Source organism: Leptospira kanakyensis (genome assembly GCF_004769235.1).
Lineage (GTDB): Bacteria > Spirochaetota > Leptospiria > Leptospirales > Leptospiraceae > Leptospira_A > Leptospira_A kanakyensis.
Map to the genome: position 1 here is coordinate 329214 of NZ_RQFG01000018.1, position 21241 is coordinate 350454.

Annotated in this window: 24 protein-coding genes; 14 read left to right on the plus strand and 10 right to left on the minus strand. The window is 38.9% G+C overall.

The annotated features are described in order from the left end of the window. The first annotated feature begins 14 nt into the window (after positions 1 to 14). Positions 15 to 962 (plus strand): MBL fold metallo-hydrolase, encoded by a 948-nt coding sequence (locus EHQ16_RS13935; RefSeq protein WP_135633476.1) that lies wholly within the window; start codon positions 15 to 17, stop codon positions 960 to 962. Between the two features lie 3 nt (positions 963 to 965). On the opposite strand, the gene EHQ16_RS13940 is transcribed toward EHQ16_RS13935, so the two are convergent. Both EHQ16_RS13940 and EHQ16_RS13945 read right to left on the minus strand, forming a co-directional pair. Continuing rightward, a complete protein-coding gene (locus EHQ16_RS13940; RefSeq protein ID WP_135633474.1) occupies positions 966 to 2000 on the minus strand; it encodes a hypothetical protein in 1035 nt (344 codons plus the stop codon). 56 nt (positions 2001 to 2056) lie between these two features. After that, positions 2057 to 2431: an LIC_13246 family protein gene (locus EHQ16_RS13945; protein ID WP_135633472.1), complete on the minus strand. Its 375-nt coding sequence runs from the start codon at positions 2429 to 2431 to the stop codon at positions 2057 to 2059. A gap of 78 nt (positions 2432 to 2509) precedes the next feature. On the opposite strand from EHQ16_RS13945, the gene EHQ16_RS13950 reads away from it, so the two are divergent. The 6 genes from EHQ16_RS13950 (at position 2510) to EHQ16_RS13975 (ending at position 7715) form a co-directional block, all read left to right on the plus strand. Further along, a complete protein-coding gene (locus EHQ16_RS13950; RefSeq protein WP_208742304.1) occupies positions 2510 to 3076 on the plus strand; it encodes a hypothetical protein in 567 nt (188 codons plus the stop codon). Between the two features lie 45 nt (positions 3077 to 3121). Then, on the plus strand, positions 3122 to 4333 hold the full coding sequence (locus EHQ16_RS13955) for an NADP-dependent isocitrate dehydrogenase (protein ID WP_135633470.1): 1212 nt from the start codon (positions 3122 to 3124) through the stop codon (positions 4331 to 4333). 154 nt (positions 4334 to 4487) lie between these two features. After that, complete coding sequence (locus EHQ16_RS13960; RefSeq protein WP_135633468.1) at positions 4488 to 5198, plus strand: MBT domain-containing protein; 711 nt, start codon at positions 4488 to 4490, stop codon at positions 5196 to 5198. A 4-nt stretch (positions 5199 to 5202) separates the two neighbouring features. Continuing rightward, positions 5203 to 6453 carry an adenylate/guanylate cyclase domain-containing protein gene (locus tag EHQ16_RS13965; protein ID WP_135633466.1) on the plus strand — a complete coding sequence of 417 codons (1251 nt, stop codon included), beginning with the start codon at positions 5203 to 5205 and terminating at the stop codon, positions 6451 to 6453. 57 nt (positions 6454 to 6510) lie between these two features. Next, positions 6511 to 7191, plus strand: coding sequence for a DUF4328 domain-containing protein (locus EHQ16_RS13970; protein WP_135633464.1), 681 nt, complete (start codon positions 6511 to 6513; stop codon positions 7189 to 7191). Continuing rightward, positions 7188 to 7715 (plus strand): GNAT family N-acetyltransferase, encoded by a 528-nt coding sequence (locus tag EHQ16_RS13975; protein ID WP_135633463.1) that lies wholly within the window; start codon positions 7188 to 7190, stop codon positions 7713 to 7715. The genes EHQ16_RS13970 and EHQ16_RS13975 overlap by 4 nt, the downstream gene beginning before the upstream one ends. A gap of 89 nt (positions 7716 to 7804) precedes the next feature. Here the strand turns inward: EHQ16_RS13975 and EHQ16_RS13980 are convergent, their stop codons facing one another. The 4 genes from EHQ16_RS13980 to EHQ16_RS13995 all read right to left on the minus strand — a co-directional run bounded on the left by EHQ16_RS13980 (position 7805) and on the right by EHQ16_RS13995 (position 11919). After that, positions 7805 to 8644, minus strand: a complete 840-nt coding sequence (locus EHQ16_RS13980; RefSeq protein WP_135633461.1) for a hypothetical protein — start codon at positions 8642 to 8644, stop codon at positions 7805 to 7807. 133 nt (positions 8645 to 8777) lie between these two features. Then, positions 8778 to 9530 carry a rhomboid family intramembrane serine protease gene (locus EHQ16_RS13985; protein ID WP_135633459.1) on the minus strand — a complete coding sequence of 251 codons (753 nt, stop codon included), beginning with the start codon at positions 9528 to 9530 and terminating at the stop codon, positions 8778 to 8780. A gap of 12 nt (positions 9531 to 9542) precedes the next feature. Next, positions 9543 to 10100: a putative immunity protein gene (locus EHQ16_RS13990; RefSeq protein WP_135633457.1), complete on the minus strand. Its 558-nt coding sequence runs from the start codon at positions 10098 to 10100 to the stop codon at positions 9543 to 9545. Beyond that, a complete protein-coding gene (locus EHQ16_RS13995; protein ID WP_135633455.1) occupies positions 10054 to 11919 on the minus strand; it encodes an SLC5 family protein in 1866 nt (621 codons plus the stop codon). Before EHQ16_RS13995 ends, EHQ16_RS13990 begins: the two co-directional genes overlap by 47 nt. 89 nt (positions 11920 to 12008) lie before the next feature. On the opposite strand from EHQ16_RS13995, the gene EHQ16_RS14000 reads away from it, so the two are divergent. The 3 genes from EHQ16_RS14000 (at position 12009) to EHQ16_RS14010 (ending at position 15349) form a co-directional block, all read left to right on the plus strand. Then, on the plus strand, positions 12009 to 13172 hold the full coding sequence (locus tag EHQ16_RS14000) for an LLM class flavin-dependent oxidoreductase (RefSeq protein ID WP_135633454.1): 1164 nt from the start codon (positions 12009 to 12011) through the stop codon (positions 13170 to 13172). Next, positions 13169 to 14074 (plus strand): aldo/keto reductase, encoded by a 906-nt coding sequence (locus tag EHQ16_RS14005; RefSeq protein ID WP_135633452.1) that lies wholly within the window; start codon positions 13169 to 13171, stop codon positions 14072 to 14074. Before EHQ16_RS14000 ends, EHQ16_RS14005 begins: the two co-directional genes overlap by 4 nt. A gap of 180 nt (positions 14075 to 14254) precedes the next feature. After that, on the plus strand, positions 14255 to 15349 hold the full coding sequence (locus tag EHQ16_RS14010; protein WP_135633450.1) for a GAF domain-containing protein: 1095 nt from the start codon (positions 14255 to 14257) through the stop codon (positions 15347 to 15349). A gap of 72 nt (positions 15350 to 15421) precedes the next feature. Here the strand turns inward: EHQ16_RS14010 and EHQ16_RS14015 are convergent, their stop codons facing one another. Continuing rightward, positions 15422 to 15787, minus strand: a complete 366-nt coding sequence (locus tag EHQ16_RS14015; protein WP_135633448.1) for a DUF4180 domain-containing protein — start codon at positions 15785 to 15787, stop codon at positions 15422 to 15424. Positions 15788 to 16008: 221 nt separating this feature from the next. On the opposite strand from EHQ16_RS14015, the gene EHQ16_RS14020 reads away from it, so the two are divergent. The 3 genes from EHQ16_RS14020 to EHQ16_RS14030 all read left to right on the plus strand — a co-directional run bounded on the left by EHQ16_RS14020 (position 16009) and on the right by EHQ16_RS14030 (position 17248). Next, positions 16009 to 16353: an ArsR/SmtB family transcription factor gene (locus EHQ16_RS14020; RefSeq protein ID WP_135633634.1), complete on the plus strand. Its 345-nt coding sequence runs from the start codon at positions 16009 to 16011 to the stop codon at positions 16351 to 16353. Then, a complete protein-coding gene (locus EHQ16_RS14025; protein ID WP_135633446.1) occupies positions 16350 to 16865 on the plus strand; it encodes an SRPBCC family protein in 516 nt (171 codons plus the stop codon). Before EHQ16_RS14020 ends, EHQ16_RS14025 begins: the two co-directional genes overlap by 4 nt. A gap of 179 nt (positions 16866 to 17044) precedes the next feature. Then, complete coding sequence (locus tag EHQ16_RS14030) at positions 17045 to 17248, plus strand: acyl carrier protein (RefSeq protein WP_135633444.1); 204 nt, start codon at positions 17045 to 17047, stop codon at positions 17246 to 17248. Between the two features lie 15 nt (positions 17249 to 17263). Here EHQ16_RS14030 and EHQ16_RS14035 read toward each other — a convergent pair whose 3' ends face one another. From EHQ16_RS14035 to EHQ16_RS14045, 3 genes are all read right to left on the minus strand, one after another. Further along, the gene (locus tag EHQ16_RS14035; protein ID WP_135633442.1) at positions 17264 to 17887 is read right to left on the minus strand and encodes a YiiX family permuted papain-like enzyme; all 624 of its coding nucleotides are present in this window, start codon (positions 17885 to 17887) and stop codon (positions 17264 to 17266) included. A gap of 72 nt (positions 17888 to 17959) precedes the next feature. Further along, positions 17960 to 18664 carry an SDR family oxidoreductase gene (locus EHQ16_RS14040; protein ID WP_135633440.1) on the minus strand — a complete coding sequence of 235 codons (705 nt, stop codon included), beginning with the start codon at positions 18662 to 18664 and terminating at the stop codon, positions 17960 to 17962. A 55-nt stretch (positions 18665 to 18719) separates the two neighbouring features. Further along, the gene (locus EHQ16_RS14045) at positions 18720 to 19793 is read right to left on the minus strand and encodes an alpha/beta hydrolase (protein ID WP_135633437.1); all 1074 of its coding nucleotides are present in this window, start codon (positions 19791 to 19793) and stop codon (positions 18720 to 18722) included. A gap of 59 nt (positions 19794 to 19852) precedes the next feature. On the opposite strand from EHQ16_RS14045, the gene EHQ16_RS14050 reads away from it, so the two are divergent. Next, entirely contained in the window at positions 19853 to 21019 is a 1167-nt protein-coding gene (locus EHQ16_RS14050) for an acyl-CoA dehydrogenase family protein (RefSeq protein WP_004785316.1), read from the plus strand. Positions 21020 to 21241 lie beyond the last annotated feature (222 nt).

Consider the following 21241-nt stretch of genomic DNA (forward strand, 5'->3'; position numbering starts at 1 on the left):
TAAAAAGGAAATAGATGAAAATAACTCTTTTTGGTGTTCGCGGTTCTCTCCCCACACCGATTTCTAAAACGGAACAACGCGAGAAAACTTTGAAGATCCTCCAAATGGCCAAAGAAGAGTGGAGGAAGAATCCGGACGGATTTTCCGAAGAGGAATTCTTAAATCATCTCCCCATCCCACTTTCCCAGGATCTAGGAGGGAACACCACTTGTGTGTTTATCGAAGGGGACGGAGGTGAAAAAGTCATTTTAGATATGGGAACGGGGCTTCGAGTTCTCGGAAACCAACTGGCACCACAAGCATTTAGTGGGGAAGATATGGACATTCATATCTTGGTTTCTCATACTCATTGGGATCATATCCAAGGGTGGCCATTTTTTAAACCTGGTTATTCACCATCATGTAATATTAATTTTTACTCATGTATTGAAAATTTAGAGGAAAGGTTGGTGCGCCAACAACATCCAGAAAACTTTCCAGTGACCTTAGACCAAATGGCTTCAAAAAAATATTTTCATCTTTGGAAAGAATTTGAGTCTTATATGTTAGGTGGTCTTAAAATCATTCCTTTTGGTTTACGTCATCCCGGTTCTTGTACTGGATATCGGATTCGAGAAGGGAATAAAATTTTTCTTTTTTGTACAGATGTGGAATATAGGGAAGAAGACCGAGAACACCTACTCAAAATGAAACCACAAATTGCAGGGGCAGATCTCATCATCATTGACGCGCAGTATAGCACTGCTGAGGCGGAGAAAAAATTAGGTTGGGGACATACTGCTGTTAGTAAAGCAGTAGAGTTTGCCGAAATGATGGAAATTCGTTCTGTGGTTCTCACACACCATGAACCAGACCATACGGATCATGAGGTTGCAAGAATCATTTTGGATGAAGCAAGATTACAAAAACCTGGTGGAATGCAGGTTCATATTGCTCATGAAGGACAAAAGTTTATTCTTTAAGATTCATTCGTTGATCAAATAATTGGAATGGTATCCCTTGGCGTCCCCAGACCAAATGGGACAGTTCATTTTGAGATCTGCATACCAATGGATTTGGTATGGTTTGGCAAAAAACAATTGGATAAAAAATCTTAAGAAAGATGAGATATTTTCCAGTGCACTCATGGTTGCGATAGGACGAGTTCGTTTGACAAGAAGGGAACATTTTCCTTCATTAAAATATAAAACTTCTGATTTGGGGATCGTATAACCAGAAGTAGGTTCCTTCTCCCAGTCCAAAACTTCTGACCTTTCCACAGTTCCTTCCAAAACAAGATGGCCAGTGTTATCGAGAACCGCTACACGGCGAAAAAAACTACCAGGGAAATCTGAAGTTCCGATAAACCCTCCGGTAAAAACTCTATATCCATCTTTGGTGATGGATCTGACAAGTTCCCAGTTTTTTGAAAATTGATACACTGGTTCGTTCGAAAGGATATGTTCTAAACCACCAATACCTTTGATCTCTTCGGTAATGTCTTTGTAACGAATGGTTCCTGTGACTTGAGAGTAAGAAAAAGGGATGTCTGCCTGAACAAATTTTCCCTCTTCCTTCAATGGATATTTTCCTTTGGAAATTGGAACCGATCCTCGCCTGGGTTTATAATCTAATTTGATTTCCCAATCACCATAGTTCATATATAAAGAATAAATTCCGTTTTTGTATTCCATCCAGTTTTCCCCACTTTTTTGGTAGAACTGGCCTTTCCTAAATTCATATTCATCGGAATCAAATTCGCGAGTGGAATAATATACTGGTTGGTCTTTGGGTTTTAAAAGTAGCGATATGCCGTTGTTATGCGATCCAGGGCCAAAATTACTCACAAGGAAGGTGGCAAAAAGATTGTATTTTTCATTGCGAAAGGTGAAATTCCAAGCCTGGAGATAACCTTCGTCAGGGTAGTGTTGGGTTTTAAAATCCTGGGCCAGTAAATTTACATTCGGCAATATTACCAATAGAAGATAAAAACTTACCAGCCGAAAGATTTGCCGAAACACCGACAAATCCTAACGGGCGCTTGTAAAAGAATCAAGATTTTTCTTGGGGATTTCCTTTAAATGCTCAATTGGCTCGGGAGAGTCAAAGCGTATAAATCTCCCAGACAAACGAGCGAAAAGACGGGATGTTCTGTATTGCCAATCTGTTTTAGCCTCTCTCGTTCTTCGGCGATTCCATCGATATGGATCCAGGTTTCTAGATGTTCCTCTGGTAAAATCCGACAAGCCACTTGGTATTCAAAGGGTCCGATTTGTGAGAAAAAAATTTGAACTCCATCGGTTGGAGAATCGGCGAGAGTGCGACGGAAGGCAAATTGTTTGGACTTGGTTTCGCCCCGCATTTCATAATAATGGTTCAGAATTCTTAAGATGTGTAGGAATTCTTCTTTTTTTGTCACAAGCTCACGCCATTGCACTTCGGTTTCTTTCATACCAGAAGCGGTGGTGGATATTTGACTTTGGTTCTTAAAAAAGGATTCGCACTTGAAAAATACTTTCCCCTATCCAGGATGAACGAAACGGGCATGGTCACGGAGATATTAGAAATATTCTGGAAAGAGAAACTCCGGTTTGCCCAATACTGTTTTGATGAATTGGCTTCGTTCGATGCCAAGACCTTTGCCGAAAGGAGAGACAGCGGAAAATCTCCTGAGTGGACTCTCGGCCAGATGATCTCCTACGATCGCAATTTTAGTTTTTTCCTTCCTCTTTCACTACGAATCAGTGGATTTTTCTTTTTTACAACTTTCAAAGACCAAGACATAGAAAGAGACCTAGAAGCCATCAGGGACAGATACACACCGCCTGCTTTTCCGGCTCATTTTTGGGAAATTCAGATCACAAAAGCCACCGACCTCAAAATCAAAGCGGAGGATCCAGTGGTTAAAGAACATTGTGAATCTTGGAAAGAGGTTCTCGTTCGTTTGGAATCAAAACTTTCTCTCATTTCCGAACGAGATGCTTATAGAAAAAGATATACATCCCTTACGGGAATTCATACCATTTCAGGAGCGATCAATAATTCTACGGAGTTTTGTCACTACCAATGGAATTTACATATGGTAAATCCAACATAATCGTTTTTATGCGAATCAAAAATTGAATGAGTTTAGGAGAAATCAATGGGAAAAATTAAAGTAAAAACACCGCTTGTTGAGTTAGACGGCGATGAAATGACGAGAATTATCTGGAAAGAAATTAAAGATCGTTTCATCTACCCTTACTTAGACATCACTTTAGAATACTATGACTTAGGTGTTGAATACCGCGACAAAACAGATGACCAAGTCACTGTCGATTCTGCTAACGCGATCAAAAAACATGGCGTAGGTGTTAAATGTGCAACCATCACTCCAAACGCAGACCGAGTGAAAGAATACAACCTCAAACAAGAATGGAAGTCACCTAACGGAACCATCCGTGCCATCCTTGATGGAACTGTTTTCCGTAAACCAATCATTATCAAAAACATCCCAGCAGCAGTAAACTCTTGGAAAAAACCAATTGCGATTGGAAGACATGCTTACGGTGATATCTACCGTGACGTAGAGATCCTTGTTGATGGTCCAGGAAAAGTAGAACTCGTTTATACAGATGCATCTGGAAAAGAAAAACAAAGATTACTCGTAAACGATTTTAAAGCTCCGGGTGTTGCTCTTGCAATGCACAACTTAGATGAATCCATCAAGTCATTTGCAAAGGCATGTTTTACTTATGCGTTGTCTGAGAAAATCAGCATCTGGTTTGCAACAAAAGATACTATTTCTAAAAAATACCATGCTCGTTTCCGTGATATCTTTGATAACATGGCGAAAGAACAAGAAGCCGCTATGAAAGCTGCTGGTATTACTTATAGTTACTACCTCATTGATGATGCAGTTGCGCAAATCATGAAAAACGAAGGTGGACAACTTTGGGCGATGATGAACTACGACGGTGACGTTATGAGTGATATGGTTGCTTCTGGTTTTGGTTCTCTTGGTCTTATGACTTCGGTTCTTGTGTCTCCAGACGGAAAATACGAATACGAAGCAGCACATGGAACAGTAACTCGTCACTACCGTAAATACCAAAAAGGAGAAACCACTTCTACAAACTCAGTGGCTTCTATTTTCGCTTGGACGGGAGCACTTGCGAAACGTGGGGAACTGGATGGAACTCCAGAACTCGTGAACTTCGCTCTGAAATTGGAAGAAGCAATCATTGAAACCATCGAAGGTGGTGAGATGACAAAAGACTTACTTTCTCTATCTACAGCAGCTACCAAAAAAGAATTGGATACTTTCCAATTTATGGAAGCTGTACAAAAACGTTTGGATTCTAAACTTAAATAAGTTTAGTTTAGAATTGCCCTACTCGAGGTTACCTTGAGTGGGGTTTTGTTTTTAACCCATCCTCCTCTGACCGTTCCTTCCCGATCCATAAAATATTTCCTTGCAATTGTAGATAAACACAATACATTCATTTTCCGTTATAGAGGGGACTTACATGAAACAATGTATTTACGTTTTTAGTTTTTTATTTTTACTATTTAGTTCTCTTTTCGCAGATCCAATTTCCCTGAAAAAAGGGGACAGAGTGGAAGTATACGATGCAAAACAGGGTAAGTCGTTTTCAGGAATGGTGATCAAAATAGAAAAGGAGGGATTTTTGATTCATTATGATGGTTATGCCGACAGTTACGACGAAGTGGTTCCCTTGGATCGGATCAAACCTATGTCAGAAATTCCCGGTGTTTCCTTTATCAAATCGGAGAAAGGTAAGTCTGTCACCGTACTAGGTAATTTAAAAACAGGTTCTGTGATGGAGGAGTTGGAATGGGCAGAAACTAGTTCTATGGCATGTTGGCCTGGGATTCGTAACATAGAGTTTGAAGGGAACCAAATTCACTATTGGACTGACCTTCCCAAAAAATCGACTCTGGTTGTTACAGTAAAACCAAAGAATAGTAAAACACGCGTTAATCTATATGCATTTAGTGGTTTTGAACCGAAATACATTCCTCCAAAAGTATATGGAGCTGTAAGTTGTGAAGCTTCACACCCCACTTGGATTGGAACTCCCGATTTTTCAAAACCTGCAGAACCGCAAACCATCGAACTTCGTGCAGTCGGTAATCCTTACCGTGTTTTTATTGGAGTGAGTGGGGCAAAAAATATAACCGAAGGTGACTTTGAGTTAATTGTTGAAGTCAAATAGGATAATGATTGCTGATTTTATAGATTGGTATTTGAATGAATCGTCTGAGATTAAATCTTCCGCCGAATTATTTGATAAGTGTATTGGATATTTACAGAATTTAGATTTTCAGATTGTACGCGTCAACATGGGGACTCGAACACTACACCCACAAGTGGAGTCCTTGTCGTATACTTGGGTTCCGAAAGGTAAATTAGAATATTTTGATGATACAACCAATCCGCTTTTAATCTCTAAAACCACAATAGAATCTGAAAATGGATATCTCCGAGAGGTTCGTTTCCGACTAGGTTCATTACAAACTTCTCAGTTTACGGTAAGCCCCGTTCAATATGTAATGTCTACCAAAAAGACGTATTACTTTAGTTTTGCGGATCATACCGAAGAAAAGTATCCTTATCCCATTCTGGAAGATTTAGCTCCCTTGGGAGCAACAGGTTATTTTGCAGTACCGATTTTCCAGAAAGGAGTTAGTTTTGCTTTCTTAAGTTTAGTCACTGATAAGGTTAGTGGCTGGTCAAAGGAAGAACTACATTTTTTACATCAGGTTCTTAAAACTATTTCTCTTCAGTGGATGAATTTCATCCAAAATGAATTAACCGAATCACTCTTAAGTATTTATTTAGGAAAAAGAACAGGATCTACTGTTTATTCAGGTAAAGTTTATCTGGGAGAACTAGACAATATCAAATCAGTGATTTGGTTTTCAGACATTCGTAATTACTCAGGAATGAGTGAAAAACTATCTCCTTCAGAAATTATACAATTGTTAAATGATTATTTTGGACAAGCCATCCCACTGATTGAATCCCACGGGGGTGAGGTTTTAAAACTGCTTGGTGATGGAATTTTAGCAGTTTTCCCTTATACCGAATCCAATAAAACCTTTGTAGGAAAAAAAGTGCTTCTCGCTGTAAGAAAGTTAGGTGAAAGTTTATTTTTGCATAACCAAACAAGAGAAATAGAAAATAAACTTCCGATCCACCATGGAGTAGGTTTACATTCTGGTGAAATTCTTTATGGAAACATTGGTTCTTTGGAACGGTTGGATTTTACGGTCATTGGGGAAGCAGTCAACTTAACCAGTCGCATTGCGGGTATGTGTGGGGAATTAGGAAAAGCTGTTTTGGCATCGGAAGAGTTGGCGCACCAAATCCCCATTCGGTGGGAGGAACTTGGGGAACACAAACTCAAAGGGATCAGTTCTCCACAAAAAATATTTGCGATTTCAGAACGAACGAAGCGGAAATGGTAAGATAAGGTTTGGTCGTTCGTTTGTTTGTTTTAGAGGAATAAAAATTTCAGGGAAAATATGAAAAACATAGATAAAATCACTTCTGTTAATATTACGATAACGTTCATTCTCACTCTTTTGTTTGTTAATTTTGGAATTCTATATTTTTATATCGAACAAATCAATTTATACTCTTCTATGGAAACTGGAGCCCAAGTTTTAGAGTCAGACATAACAGCCGTTGAAAAATATATAACAGCGCTCAGTTTAATTTATGTTGTGGGTTTTTTATTCACTGGTATGTTTTTTGTCTATTGGCTGACAAATGCCTATCTAAGAATCAAAACTATTTTCCCTAATCTTGTCGGAACAAATTTTCAAATTCTAATCGCATGGTTCATACCTATCATTGGTTTGTACAAACCATATGAAATTATGGACGATTTATATACTCATGCTAAACAACTACTCGTGAAACATCTGAATGTAAAGAATTCCTTGTTAAACAAAGGAATTTTACATTTTTGGTGGTTTCTATGGATATTTGATAATATTTTGATTTTACTTGCTTCTAAGTTTGATAAAAAGGCGATTGATGTTGAAGAAATTATGTTTTCTACGAAATTTCATATAGTAGAAATTATTTTTTCCATTATCTTGTGTTTAGTCACTGCCAAGATGTTGTTCAATTATTCGAGAGTAGAGTCTGAGGTAAATTCAATTGTTGACATTGAATATGATCAAAATTTTACAAAATGAAAATCAAACTGACTCCATTTACGGAAAGAGATATCGAAAGGATTCTATCTTGGACTAAAACTGCGGAGTTTTTGTTAATTTGGTCGGGCCCAGTCTATAAGTTCAAAACTTTAAAAGAACAATTGAAATGTGATTTGGAATTTGCAGAAAAGAATCAGAAACGATTCAAAATGTTTTCTGTGATTGATTCAGAAAATCTAACGCTGGTTGGTCATGCGCAAGTCACTATCGATTCACAAAATGATTCGGCCCATATATCTAGAATTCTTATTGGGGATGAATCAATGCGAGGCCAAGGCATTGGGTTACAAATCATAAAAAGTTTATTAGAAATTATCTTTCAAAAGCTCCAGTTACACCGTGCCACTTTGAACGTATATGATTTTAACCTCTCTGCAATCAAATGTTATGAATCGGCAGGATTTAAAGCGGAAGGCCATTTGAAAGAAAACAATAAATATTTAGATCGGTATTGGTCTACAATTCCTATGGCCATTCTTAGATCAGAGTATTTGAAAGTATAGAAAACATAATATCTGTTTCCCCCTTCGGTTCACCTGATGGAATTTTACCGAAGGTTGTTTGTGATTCAATTAAATGATCGATTGAATGATTAACGTACGATTACCCACTTACCACCGATCCAACTTAAGTATAATGGAATGGCTGCTCCTTTTTTCGAAGTAATGATCGGATCACCTTTTTGATTTGTTACACTTAAGATTTGGTTGTTACAGAGTAAAGTAAACTTAGGATTCTTTGTATCTAGTTTCCAACTGGAACCTATGGCTTTTGTCATTCCGGCAATGGATTTGATTTCGTCCGCTTCTACATACGGATAATAACGTACTTCAGATGTGTCTTGGGCTCGGAATTGGATCATCGAAAGTATTTTTTTGGTATCTTTGGTGTTTAGGGTTTTTGTGAGCTCATTTGCAAATGCAATGGCAGAGGATTCTTTTTCTTTGGTGGGAGTTATGGTTTCTGCTTGTTTCCACAATTGACTTGGTGGAAGGAACGGTGGGTCAAATTCTAACTCAGTCCATTCACCTAATTTGACTTCGGCGGTTTTCGGCCATTGGAATTGTTTTAAGAGTTGGCCTTCATCGGGGAATTGTCCTTTTTGTCCTATGATTAGTTTCACTTCCGCTTCTTTTGATAGACCTCCGGTTTCTTTCTGTTTGCCTTTGCGTTCTGACAGTCGGATTTTGATTTTGTTTTTCCCAGGTAAAATCCAGTAGTTGATATCTGCCTGTCCTGAAGAATCTTCATTCGAATTCCCGCTACGAACTTCATAACCATTGGCATCAATCTCTAAATTGACCGAATAGTTTTTATAAGTAATGATATAATAACCTTCTTTGGGAAGAGCCGGCGGTTCTGGTTTTTCTTCCGCTTGGATCTGGGAGAGAAATAAGGACATCACTATAAAAAGGAACAAGATTCTTTGCATCTAGAGTTCTCCAATACCGAGGTAACGGAGGATATTAAATGGAGGAAATAAATTGTCGATGAGAAATTAATTTACCGAATGAATTTTAAAAAGAATTTTGTGAGTAAGATGCATTCCTAAATCCAGAGTAATGTTATAGAAATTTTTTTCCATGGCGATCGAAAAAGAAATTTGTATTACAAGCCGAACAGTGCAGCCTTCCATATTTTTCAGTCGGGATTGGTTTACTACAAGAAGGACAAAGGACGGTTTTATTGATAAAAGTCGATAGACGAATATTATGTTCCAGTCGATCTAAAAATTTATATCGGATAAAGATTTGGGCGAGAATGATTCCCGCCAAAAAGGAGATTACTTGTCCGCCATAAACACTCCGCACTTGATTGTGTAATTCAACAATATAAAAATAGGACTGGATGAGAATCCAAACACTGAGACTGATAAAGATTGGTATATCTCGGAAGGTAGCTTTTTCGAATACCATCGTACTTTTTACATTAGGAAAAAAAACAAAATACATCCCGAGGATTCCTGATATGACCCCAGAAGTTCCGATCACTGGAATGATGGAGTTCACATGAAATAAAAAATAAGTTAGGTTGGCTAAGATCCCAAAAAAAAGAAAAAGAAGGAAAAAATAAAAATGTCCTACTACATCTTCTATATTGTCAGCAAACATGTATAAGTAGATGGCATTGGTAAGCCACTCTACAAAAGAAGTATTAAAAAAGATAGAACCTACGATACTAAAACCAAATGCTTTTTTTGGTGTGAACGCATAAGATTCCGGCTGATCAAAAAACAAAGTCAACATGGTGAGAAAAATAAACCCAAGGGTTAAGATTGGTTTTTTGAAATTATGATTTGCTTTTTCGAATACAAACATTGTTAGTTGGTCTTAAGGCTCTGCCAATAATTGTAACAAACGATTGTATTGCCAATCCCTTTCTTTTTGGACAGAAAGTTCTGGATCCAGATTTTCGTTGGCCCTAAAGACTGCTTGCGCGGAATAATTGGCAGCACCTATCGCATGAGTTTTTACATGGGCGGTGGCAACGGCTTGTCCGCAGGCTCGTGCTACAGATTTTGTTTCGTTATCAGCGCTGATCTTTCTTGCTGCAGCATGGGAATCCAATGCTGCTTTTCGTATGACTGCCATACTAAAATTTCCGGTTTTTATCCATTCTTTTAATGTATCCAGAGCGATTTGCGGACGGCTTTCCTCGTAGTCGAGGTTTTCAAGATAGAAAAATATTCTTTCTACACAATCCAAGGCCCACTGAGCGGAAGTTTTGTGGTCGGTCCTTGCGAGTAAATCCATAATTCGATTGTCTTTAGTCGCAATGCTAAATTTAGATTTTTTAGCCATGTTCCCATCGTATCCGATCGATCTGTCTTTTAAAGCAATTTTAAAACCAAAGGTAAAACAAAAATGTAAAACCCAGAAGGATTCCATACAACCATTCGTCTCGTTTTCGAAAGAGGTTCGCCACGGATTGGTTTGGTGATTTTATCCGGATTGTTATGAAAAAAGAATAAATTACAAAAAGAAAAAATCCAGAGATGGATAAATATATTTTATATTCCGGTATTTGGATTCTGAAGGTAATGAGTGCAAAAAATAAAATCAAAAACAAAATCCAACTTTTAGTATTTGGGTATTGGATGATCAGGGATATCCATTGTTTTAGTTTTGAAAGGGAACTTTCCTTTTCTTTCAAAACATCCGAATTTTTCCTTCGCCTGTTTTGAACCAGGGCTGTAAAAACAAGTAAAAGAATCGCAAAGTGAAAACTAAAAAAGACTCTATGTAGAAAATTAAGTTCATCACCAAATGTTTGTTTTATGAATTTTGGCGCGAGGTCGGTATAGATTAGTGGGGACAAAAAAGAAAAAATAGGAGTGAGTAGAATCGTAATACAAATCATTCGACTACTGATTTTTACATTCAAAATTCCAAATAAAAAAACAACAAGGAGGGCAGGCGTAAAATGAGAACTTTGGTTGGAAAGTTCAATAAAAAAGTTTTTCTTGGAATGGGGATCTACAAAGAGAATGGCTAGGATTGTGACCAAAGCAGAAAAAACCAAAAGAAAGATCCGACCGGAATTCATTTCTTCGGTATCGGAAATTTTTTTGCCGAGTCTTTCCTGAAATGGTTTATAAAAATCAATCGTGAAGAGAGTGGCTGCAGAATGCAACATGGAGTCAATACTAGAAAAAATAGCTCCGAGGAGTCCCGCAAGGATCACTCCTATCAGTCCATACCCCAAAGGCACCACAAGCACGACTAACTTGGAAAAGGCTTCGTCTGGCGCGATATTGGAAGTTTCACCAAGAGATGTCCAAATTTGATAAGCAGCCACACCGGTAAGGATAGAGAAAAAAGGAACAGTTAGTTTCAGAAGTCCACCCACTAGGATTCCAAGACGTGCTTCTCTTAAAGATTTGCCACCTAATGTGCGCTGTACGACATATTGGTTGGTATTCCAGTAAAATATATGTAATAAAAATAGTCCACCGAGAGCCCCGGTCCAAGGAAGGGTGGGGTGGTTCGGTGGAAGATATAAATTCATTTTACTCAGGCCATCCACTCGGCTTTCTTCTTTGGCAAGTAATTCAAAAATTCCTCCCACTTCCGGTCTGGTGATGGAGAGGTAAGCAAGGAGTAATCCGGAGGCTAAGATGAGAAAGGTTTGGATGACATCTGTGTAAACCACTGATTTTAGACCACCAAACCATGTGTAGATGGTAGATGTAAAGGCGATCCAAAGGACAAGTTCGGTATAAGTGATTTGGATCCCCGTATCTTTGATAAAAGGAAGAAAACTTCGGGCCCCAATGTACAGGGCTCCCGTAAGTTGGATGGTGATTAAGATGAGGGAGATTGCCGAATAAATTCTTCCTGCTTCCGACCCAAATCGACTCTGTAAAAATTGGGAGAGGGTATAGAATTTTTTTCTTCGGAACAGAGGAAGGAAAACAAAAGCCAAAAGAACAATGGCCGGGATGGATCCAAATTCATAATGACTTTGTGCAAACCCGACGGAAAATCCAATGCCAAGCATTCCCACCAAATGGTTTGCCGAAATATTGGTTCCAAATAAGGATCCGGAAATCCCCCACCAAGGGAGGCTCCTTCCCCCAAGAAAATAATCAGAAGAAGAAGATTCTTTGCGGCCGGCGTACATGCCAACCCCCAGAACGAGAACGAAGGTGAGTCCAAAAAATAGAAGGTCGATGCTTGTTATCATAACAGATAATTGATTCGCCATATTAGATATTTTCTAAAATTATGGCAAGCGATAGATTTCCGGGAATTCTCTCTTGTCGTCTCTTGGTATCTATTTTCCAGTAGGTAACAATGAAACCGATTCCCAAATCACCGATCATTCGATCTGAAAATCCCGCCGTAGAAGTTGCATGGTTTTGTGACCTTTGTAATGGAGATTATGAATATTTGGGAGTGCCTGATGGTTCCTTACGTTCTAGTTTCGAACATTGTTCGGATATCATTCGTTTGGCGGACGAACTCGGTTACCAAAACATTCTTTTGCCTTCTTCTTACCAAACAGGCCAAGATACTTTGACTTTTGCCGCCGCCGCATCCCAATTGACAAAACAAATTTCTCTCCTAACGGCGGTTCGTTGTGGCGAAATCCATCCACCCATGCTTGCACGGACATTATCCACTTTAGATCATATGTTAAAGGGAAGACTCAATATCAACATTATCTCATCGGACCTTCCAGGAACACAAAGAGATTCAAAAGCAAGGTATGAGATTTCCAAAGAAGTCATACAGATTTTGCAACAAGGTTGGACAAGAGACCGAATCCAGTTTGAAGGAAAACACTATCAATTTGATCTCCCATCCGATCCTGTAAAATCTTACCAACAAAACGGTGGGCCTTTATTGTATTTTGGGGGAATTTCTCCCGATGCACGGGCACTCTGTGCCGAATTTTGCGATGTTTTTTTGATGTGGCCTGAAACCGAAGAAAGATTGGCAGACACAATGAATGATTTGAGCATACGTGCTGCTAGTTTCGGAAGGAAAATCGATTTTGGGCTTCGTATCCACTTGATTGTTAGAGAAACAGAAAAAGAAGCGAAAGACGCCGCAAAACAATTGTTATCAAAAATTGACATAGAAAGAGCAAATGATATCAAACACCGTGCTTTGGATTCGAATTCCGCAGGAGTGCTTCGTCAAGATGAATTGCGAAAGTCTGCCGATGCCGATTTATTTATCGAACCCATGGTATGGTCAGGGATTGGTCTTGCTCGTTCTGGATGTGGTTCGGCCATTGTGGGAACTCCAGAACAAGTGTATGAAAAAATCCAAAGATACATCCAAATGGGAATCCGTGCTTTTATCTTCTCTGGTTATCCTTTGATTGAAGAATCCAAACTATTTGCAAAATCAGTGCTTCCGAATTTACAAACCATTAACTTTGCAGAAGCGCAAAATCGAAAACCTAAAGGGATCCCTGTGACACCACTCACAACAGGAGAAAGAAAATGAAAGTTCCACAAATTGAATTTCCAAAACATAAGTTTTCTATCTCGAGATTAGTTTATGGAATTTGGAGGTTACATGAAGATAAAGAAGGTAACTCTCCCGAAAGAATCCTAAAAAAAATAGAAACCTGTCTGAGCCTTGGGATTGATACCTTTGATCATGCAGACATCTATGGTGATTTTGAAAATGAAGAACTGTTTGGTAACGCTTTAAGTAAAAATACTTCCATCAAATCAAAAATCAAAATCATTACCAAGTGTGGAATCCAAGTTCCGGGATCTAAATTTTCCACCAAACATTATAATACTTCCAAAGAACATATCCGATACTCCGTCGAACGTTCGTTACGGAAATTGCAAGTGGACCATTTGGATGTGGTTCTTATCCACAGACCTGATCCACTCATGGATCCTTATGAACTAGCAGAAATATTTGAAACACTGATCAGGGAAGGAAAGGTAAACCATTTTGGAGTTTCCAATTTTACTCCTTCCCAATTCCAAATGTTACAAGCTGCTTACAAGAAACCTCTTTTTACAAACCAAGTAGAGTTCCATCCGTTTCACACAGAATCATTGTTTGATGGAACTTTTGACCAGGCCTTAGAACATAAAACCCATCCGATGATTTGGTCACCCACAGGTGGGGGCCGGATCTTTTCACCAAAGTCGGAAAGGGAAGTGGCCACTGTGTCCAAATTAAAAGAAATTGCGAAAGAACATGGATGTAGTGTTGACCAAGTCCTTTACTCTTGGTTTCTCAATCATCCTGCCGGACTTGTTCCCATTTTGGGAACGAATGATCCTGAACGAATCCAATCGGCAGCCGAATGTTTTTCTTACCCTCTCACACGAGTGGAGTGGTTTTCGATTTTAGAAGCGGCTCGTGGGAAAGAAGTTGCGTGAAGGACTTATGAAGAATGGGAATCGAATCAAACCACTCAAATGACAGGATTTCCTCTGTAAGAGATTGCACGAGTTGGGGAAGATATTGATCGTTATATTGAATAAAAATCCCATATAGCGGATTTAGGTTCTAGCCTGCCTCAGGGATTTTGGTGGGATGGACAGAGAGAGGTGGTTTGTATGCTTTCTGAATTGGCTCCCAACCATTATTTTTCCGGAATTTCTATGACTCGGGATTTAGCCGACGATTTACATTCTTTTCATTCTACCGAACCCACAGAAGAGATTTGGGAAAAAACAGTAGAGACCATCGCAAGAATTCCTGAGATCATTGCGGCTTGGATTTTGGAATACCTTCCGGAGTCGCAAAACTTTCATTTGTTGGCTCTCCATAGTCATTCTCCTTTCAAAATTCCTAAAACGGTTTCTAAATACTCTCTTCCCTGCCATCATGTTGTAGATTCCAATATGATTTTTGAAATGAATTTGTTGGGAGAGGACGACTTTTTCCAATCCTTCGGCGGATTCCAATCGGATAAAACCTCTTCGATGTATTTGGGATATCCCATTCGCTCTGATATTGGAACTGTGATCGGAGTGATCGGAATGGTTGTGGAAGATAAGTTCAAACATAAATTTAAAAATCTAAAACTCATTGATGTGATTGCAGACCAACTTAGCCAAGAATTGATTCGATTCAAAAATGAAAATCTAATCGCCGAAACATTAAACACAGCTTCGTTTGTGAAACATTCGCTTGCAGAATTGTTTCGGCTTCTTTCCACTAAATCAAATGACCTAACAGCGATTTGCCGAAATTATCTACAAACGGGAACCAAACTCTTTGGATTGCCACTGGGACTGATTGCTTCCAAAATTGGGGATGACTGGGAATACAGTTATGTAGAAGGGAATGTGCACGGGATCTTTGAAGGACAGAGATTTTCTAAAGAAGAATCCAAATTTTCTACACCGACCTCGTCTAGTTCTGCTAAAATTTTAAATAAAATCTCTGATGTAACGGCTCATCGTGTGAGAGACCATTTGGTAGAACTAGGAGTTTCTTGCCTTATGGAATTTCCTCTCAAAGTACATAACCAAACCATCGGGGTATTGGGTTTTTATGGATTTAAGGATCAAAAAATTGAATCAATTGAACTATCCCAAAGGGTTTTTGAACTAATGGGGATAGGACTCGCCAACACAATTGAAAAACATAATATTGATTTGTTATCGAAGATTGTTTTTTTGGAAAAGGAAAATCCAACAATATAGATTTGGTTTTAAAACCCAGTTATGTTTTGGTAAAAGACAATCAATCAAAAACTTAAGTATCATTCATTGCCATTAACTATTGGCTAAACGGTTGATTGCTTCCTCTTCTGAATTCAGAAAAAAAACATCTCTCCCAGAATTCATTTCGTAGATAAAATCACTAAGGCTTTTGCTTGCATATATCGAAAAATCACCGATGATTGCTAGTTTCATCCGGTAGTTGACAATTTTTTGTAATACGTTTCCGGCAAGACCTGTTTTTAAATCGAAGAAGTCCGAGTCAAGTTGTGATTGTTTCAAAACAAAACGGTCACAGCCCGAATCGTATTGGATGGTGGCAAAAAAGTCCAGGGCCGTGGATGGATCTGTGATCAGCGTATCCTCTGAATCGACGACTGCAATTTCAATATTGTTTTTCCTAATTTTACGAATGTTCATTTGTGTTTTCTTTTTAGTTTCTTTTTGAAATATTACGAGTTTATCTAATATATATTCTTTTTTTTAGACAGGCCTGGAATCAGATCCAACCAAAACTGATCCTTTGAAATCCAAAATCCCCCAAAAAAAGTAGAACATTCTATCCTTTTTGAATATTTTACCAAAAAATTTGTTTGACATTTGCTTTTTATATAGCCAGTTTTTTATATAACCAGCTAGTTATGCAAACTCTTGATGCCACATTCTCTGCTCTTGCTGACCCCACCCGTCGGGCGATTCTTATGCGCCTTGCCAAAGGGGACTTAACCGTTATGGAACTTTCCAAACCCTTTCGGATGAGCCAACCCGCCATTTCCAAACACCTTAAAGTTTTGGAAGAGGCAGGCCTTATTTCCACTACTGTCCGAGCCCAAGAAAGGCCCCGTCGGTTGGAAACAGCACCACTCAAAACAGCAATCGATTGGATCGAAAAATACCGCCAGATGTGGGAAAAAAGATATCAGGTGTTAGATGGACTACTTGAAGAATTACAAACAATACAAACCAAAGGGGATAAGAAAAAATGAAATCAGAGAAAAATGAAGTAAAGATGGAACGTCGAGGTGAAACAGAAGTTGTGTTTACAAGGTATTTTTCTGCACCAAGGGAATTGGTTTTTGATTGTCACACCAAACCTGAGTTAATGAAAAGATGGCTGATTGGTCCCGAAGGTATGGTTCTTGATACTTGCAAACAAGATCTAAAAGTAGGTGGTAAATATCTGTATCTCTATGCAGATAAAGACGGAAACAAATCTGGTGTGTACGGAACATTTCGAGAGGTTGTCGTTCCTGAAAAATTAGCCAATACAGAAAATTACATTTTTGACATGTCGACTTTTGATCCAAATGCTCCCGAAGATCCGAATGCTACTTTCGAATCGCGTACGTTTACCTCCGAAGGGAATCGGACACTCATGACACATCTTTGTCGATATGCTTCGGCGGAAGTGTGTAAGATGATGGTGGAATCCGGTGCTGCTGATGGTATGTCGGAATGTTATTTGGAGCTTGATAAGTTAATAGCTGAAATGGGTTAATAACCAGAGTTTAGTTAACGAAAACAAGGTGTTCGTAAGGCCTTGTTTTGTTCTTCAATAAAAAATATTTCAATCATTCAGAAAGAGTTTAAAGCTACTATTTTCTAGAAGTAAATGAAATAACTAAAAAAACAAAATAAGCTTATAAATTAAAATGATAATTTATGTAACAATCCTAATTGTATTTTTTACTTTATTGGTATGATTCTTTCACAGGGAATCTAAATTTTTTATGGAAATATACAGATGAATTTACTGATATTGAAATCATTGAAAGGTTGGAAAATAATTTCAAAATAGAAATTAGTAACGAAGAAGCTAAAAACATAAATTCCTTTGACGACATTGTCAAACTTGTCGCAAAAAAACTAAACCACTCCTAATAGAGAATTTACATTTCACTCCATCACAGTAACCAATTCGTTTGATTGGAACATATCAACGGGGGAGATGACTGGTTCAACATACGGAATATTTTTCCCATATCTTTTTTTCATGAGCGTTTGGACTGGTTTAGAAGATAAATCAAAGTCTCGTAATGTTTTTAAATTTCCCAGTTGGATGCCTGTAAACTTGTCATAAAGTTTCCAAACAAGTTCCGTACAATAAATTCGATCATCCGACCACTCAAAGTAAAGATCATAATGTTTGCCAAGTAAGGAATTACCATATTCTTTCATTTTTTGAATGGTCTCTGGTGTCAGTTTTGTTTTTGTTTTACTAATACGTTTGATCACATAATGGTTGTTTGTTCCTCTCCCGATGAATTTTGGAAGATCGGTGATTTTGACAGGTTCAATGGCTTCTAATACTTTGAATGTTTTTCCATATTTAAAAATAATTCCAACATGGGTGTATTTAGATTTTGTTGCTAATTTAATGGCAGTTGCTTGTTCTGATTTTGATTCATGAAAAATAATATCTCCCTCTTCTAACTTTGAAGTATCGATTGATTTCCCAAATATTGGAATTGTGGATATCATTAAAAGTAGAACTAGGAGTTTAAATTTTAAGTCATTCATTTTAGGCCTGATTCAAAATCATCTTACTTGTAGCGGAAATCGATGGGATCAAAAGCAGTGGCTTTTGCCTACCTACCAAGGGATCTCTTTTTTATCCCGAAAGAATTTTCCTGTGGGCCCATTGTCAGGTAAGGTCGCTGCCCAAACGATAGTCTCTGCACCTTTTTCCACAGGTCTTGTCGCACTTTCACCACCCATATCCGTTTTCACCCAACCAGGACAAACCGAGTTGATTTTGATATTTTTCCCAACTCCTTCTGTGCTTGCCACATTCGTGAGGGCATTGATGGCAGTTTTGGAAATACGGTAGGCTGGATACCCACCTCCCATATCAGAAAGTTGTCCCATCCCTGAACTAACATTCACTATACGACCGAAATTGTTTTGGATCATCATTGGTAGAAATACCTGAATCATTCGCAGAGGCCCATAAAGATTCACAAGAAGGGTTCTATGTAAGTCTTCGCTTGTGGTAGCAAAGAAAGAACCTGGGTCAGCAAAAATCCCCGCATTGTTTACGAGGATGTCCAGTTTACCAAAACTTCCTGTGATGGTGTCCAGGGCCTCACTGATACTTTGTTCCTTGGAAACGTCAAGGGAAAGGATTTCCCCTTTGCCTACAGCTTTGACTGCCTCGAGTGTGTCTTCGGCTTCTCCAGGATTTCTTGCACCAATGAGAACATAGATTCCTTGTTTTGCAAGATCGATGGAGACTTGTTTCCCTATCCCTCGGTTGGCCCCAGTGACAAGTGCGATGCGTTCCTTGGATTCTTTCATGGAAATCAAATCTCCTTTGGTAGTTTTACACTACCATTACATCTATAGACTGTTTTTACTTAGACTTAGAAAGTTCTGTAAGCCATTTTTCTGTTTGTGCTTCGATAAAGGCTTTGTCTGTAATTACCCACTTGGACATAAGAACATGCATTCCATTTTCGACTGCCACCTTCCTGTTGAGAGGATTCGGAGTTTTGTCCAAACCAAAGTTTGCATATCCTTCTAACATTTTAGGAACACTGGCCGTTGGGTCTTGTTCTTTATCCGTTTTATAGTAATACAACAGTAAAGCGGGTGAAGTTACTTTTCGAAACACATCAGGAACTGCTGCATAATTTCGTAAATCATTCACACCAGCAAGAGCGGCGAAGTATTGTTCTGGATACCAATAGTTATTTCTTTCTGGTAAGACCTTGGGATTGTTATTGTGAGCGGAAGCTCTTACCTTTCCTTTGAGTAAATGGATGAAGGTAAGTCCACCAGGATAGTTGAATAAATTCAAACTGCTATCGACTGGTGCATAAAATGGATTCGCTAAAACGAGACCATCCACTTCTTCAGGATATTCGGAAGCAAGCCAAGTGGCAAGAAGGCCTCCCATCGAACTTCCAAACACAACCACACGATCACCTTGCGATTGCATCATATACAAAGCTTCACGAGAAGCATCTAAGTAGTTGTTAAAGTTTTGGTCTCTTTGGTCTTCTTTGTTGGTTCCGTGTCCCGGCAGGCGAAGTAGGTAGGTATTGGCTTTAAATTTTTTGGCCAATTTTTCCATCACCTCTTCTCCTTCCGCGCGAGAGGCACCATATCCATGGATGTATAAAAATGCGAGGGGAGTTTTTTTACCGAAACTGATATAACGTTCTTCGTTTCCAGGCCTATGGTTTTTGCTTTTACTTTCCGCCAACTTCTCTTGGAAGTAAACTTCGAAGTTCGCATAACTTAAATTTGCTTTTGCTTCATACTTGGGCCGGCCCGCACAGGAAACTAGGACAAAGGAAACGGTGATGAGGAGAACAGCAGACAGCTGTCGGAGGTTGTGGAATAAAGAACACGATTTAGCCATACAAATGGAAAATATTACAGTGTTTTTGCTTTCTTGTAAAGAGAGAAAAACCCTTGGCACAGGAAGGGTCGTACGAAAAAAGGTAGTAAATACCCCATTCTCATAAGGAACATCCCGGAATGTATAGCCAATTCACAGAGCAACAACTTGAAATCAGAGATTTAGTTCGTAACTTCGTAAAAAAAGAAATCCCACATGAAGTAGCATTGCACTGGGATGAGAAAAACCAACACCCAACAGAACTCATCAATAAAATGCGTTCGGAACTGGGAATTAACGGTCTTGTCATTCCAGAAGAATACGGTGGATGGGGACTTGGTGCGATCGAGCAGTGTTTGGCTATCGAGGAACTTTCTCGTGGATGCCTAGGAATCGCACTCGGATTTGCTTACACTGGTCTTGGAATCCTTCCAATTCTAAAAGGTGCGACTCACGAACAAAAATTAAAATGGCTTCCTGAAATTGCGGACGGAAAGTTCGGAGTTTCTTTCTGTTTGTCTGAGCCAGGTGCTGGTTCTGACGTTCCAGGTATGACCACTCGCGCTGAGAAAAAAGGCGACAAATGGATCATCAATGGTGCAAAACAATGGATCACTGGTGCTTCTGATGCACAGGCCTTTACTGTATTTGCTTATACTGATAAAAACCGCGGAACACGTGGAGTTTCTTGTTTCTACGTTCCACGTAACGCAAAAGGTCTTACTGTTGGTAAAAAAGAAGATAAACTCGGAATTAGAGCATCTTCTACTCACCAAGTGATCTTTGAAGATTGTGAAGTAGGCGAAGACGCACTCGTAGGAAAAGAAAACCTAGGTTTCGTTTACGCTCTCCAAACTTTGAATGCTTCTCGTCCGTTCGTAGCGGTAATGGGAGTGGGTGTGGCACAAGCAGCACTTGACCATGCAGCTCGTTACGCTCGTGAGAGAGAACAGTTCGGTGTTAAAATCGGAACTTTCCAAGCAGTACAACACATGTTAGCTGATATGTCTATCAAAGTAGAAACTGCAAGAGAAATCACTTACAAAGCAGCTCGTCTTTCTGATGCAAACGATCCTAACCTTCCAAAATACTCTGCGATTGCAAAAGCATACGCTTCTGAATGTGCGGTTCAGTGTGCTACTGACGCAGTTCAAATTTTTGGTGGATACGGATACACGAAAGAGTATCCAGTTGAGAAGTTAATGAGAGATTCAAAAATCCTCACGATCTTCGAAGGAACGACACAAATCCAAAAGAACGAAATTGCAGCTTACGTAATCAAAGAAGCAGCTTCTAAAAAAGACTAAGATTTTCAAAAAGAAAGTCGGTCAGTAAGGAAAGCCTCCAGAGATGGGGGCTTTTTTTTTGGGGTTTGGGTGTACAGGATTGGATGTAGGTATCCCCGCCCTGAATTGGGTGGGGTGAGTCCACCCGCCACCCAATGACTTCCCTATACAACACCCCCCTAATTCTTCCCATCTAAAATTTGTATTTGCAAATTTTAATATAAGGAAGTTCATCTTTCTACA

Bases quoted from the DNA above. Each gene is read 5' to 3' on its own strand.
- EHQ16_RS13935 (WP_135633476.1), top strand. From the start codon at position 15: ATGAAAATAACTCTTTTTGGTGTTCGCGGTTCTCTCCCCACACCGATT.
- EHQ16_RS13945 (WP_135633472.1), bottom strand. From the start codon at position 2,431: ATGAAAGAAACCGAAGTGCAATGGCGTGAGCTTGTGACAAAAAAAGAA.
- EHQ16_RS13950 (WP_208742304.1), top strand. From the start codon at position 2,510: ATGAACGAAACGGGCATGGTCACGGAGATATTAGAAATATTCTGGAAA.
- EHQ16_RS13955 (WP_135633470.1), top strand. From the start codon at position 3,122: ATGGGAAAAATTAAAGTAAAAACACCGCTTGTTGAGTTAGACGGCGAT.
- EHQ16_RS13960 (WP_135633468.1), top strand. From the start codon at position 4,488: ATGAAACAATGTATTTACGTTTTTAGTTTTTTATTTTTACTATTTAGT.
- EHQ16_RS13965 (WP_135633466.1), top strand. From the start codon at position 5,203: ATGATTGCTGATTTTATAGATTGGTATTTGAATGAATCGTCTGAGATT.
- EHQ16_RS13970 (WP_135633464.1), top strand. From the start codon at position 6,511: ATGAAAAACATAGATAAAATCACTTCTGTTAATATTACGATAACGTTC.
- EHQ16_RS13975 (WP_135633463.1), top strand. From the start codon at position 7,188: ATGAAAATCAAACTGACTCCATTTACGGAAAGAGATATCGAAAGGATT.
- EHQ16_RS13980 (WP_135633461.1), bottom strand. From the start codon at position 8,644: ATGCAAAGAATCTTGTTCCTTTTTATAGTGATGTCCTTATTTCTCTCC.
- EHQ16_RS13985 (WP_135633459.1), bottom strand. From the start codon at position 9,530: ATGTTTGTATTCGAAAAAGCAAATCATAATTTCAAAAAACCAATCTTA.
- EHQ16_RS13990 (WP_135633457.1), bottom strand. From the start codon at position 10,100: ATGGAATCCTTCTGGGTTTTACATTTTTGTTTTACCTTTGGTTTTAAA.
- EHQ16_RS13995 (WP_135633455.1), bottom strand. From the start codon at position 11,919: ATGGCGAATCAATTATCTGTTATGATAACAAGCATCGACCTTCTATTT.
- EHQ16_RS14000 (WP_135633454.1), top strand. From the start codon at position 12,009: ATGAAACCGATTCCCAAATCACCGATCATTCGATCTGAAAATCCCGCC.
- EHQ16_RS14005 (WP_135633452.1), top strand. From the start codon at position 13,169: ATGAAAGTTCCACAAATTGAATTTCCAAAACATAAGTTTTCTATCTCG.
- EHQ16_RS14010 (WP_135633450.1), top strand. From the start codon at position 14,255: ATGCTTTCTGAATTGGCTCCCAACCATTATTTTTCCGGAATTTCTATG.
- EHQ16_RS14015 (WP_135633448.1), bottom strand. From the start codon at position 15,787: ATGAACATTCGTAAAATTAGGAAAAACAATATTGAAATTGCAGTCGTC.
- EHQ16_RS14020 (WP_135633634.1), top strand. From the start codon at position 16,009: ATGCAAACTCTTGATGCCACATTCTCTGCTCTTGCTGACCCCACCCGT.
- EHQ16_RS14025 (WP_135633446.1), top strand. From the start codon at position 16,350: ATGAAATCAGAGAAAAATGAAGTAAAGATGGAACGTCGAGGTGAAACA.
- EHQ16_RS14035 (WP_135633442.1), bottom strand. From the start codon at position 17,887: ATGAATGACTTAAAATTTAAACTCCTAGTTCTACTTTTAATGATATCC.
- EHQ16_RS14040 (WP_135633440.1), bottom strand. From the start codon at position 18,664: ATGAAAGAATCCAAGGAACGCATCGCACTTGTCACTGGGGCCAACCGA.
- EHQ16_RS14050 (WP_004785316.1), top strand. From the start codon at position 19,853: ATGTATAGCCAATTCACAGAGCAACAACTTGAAATCAGAGATTTAGTT.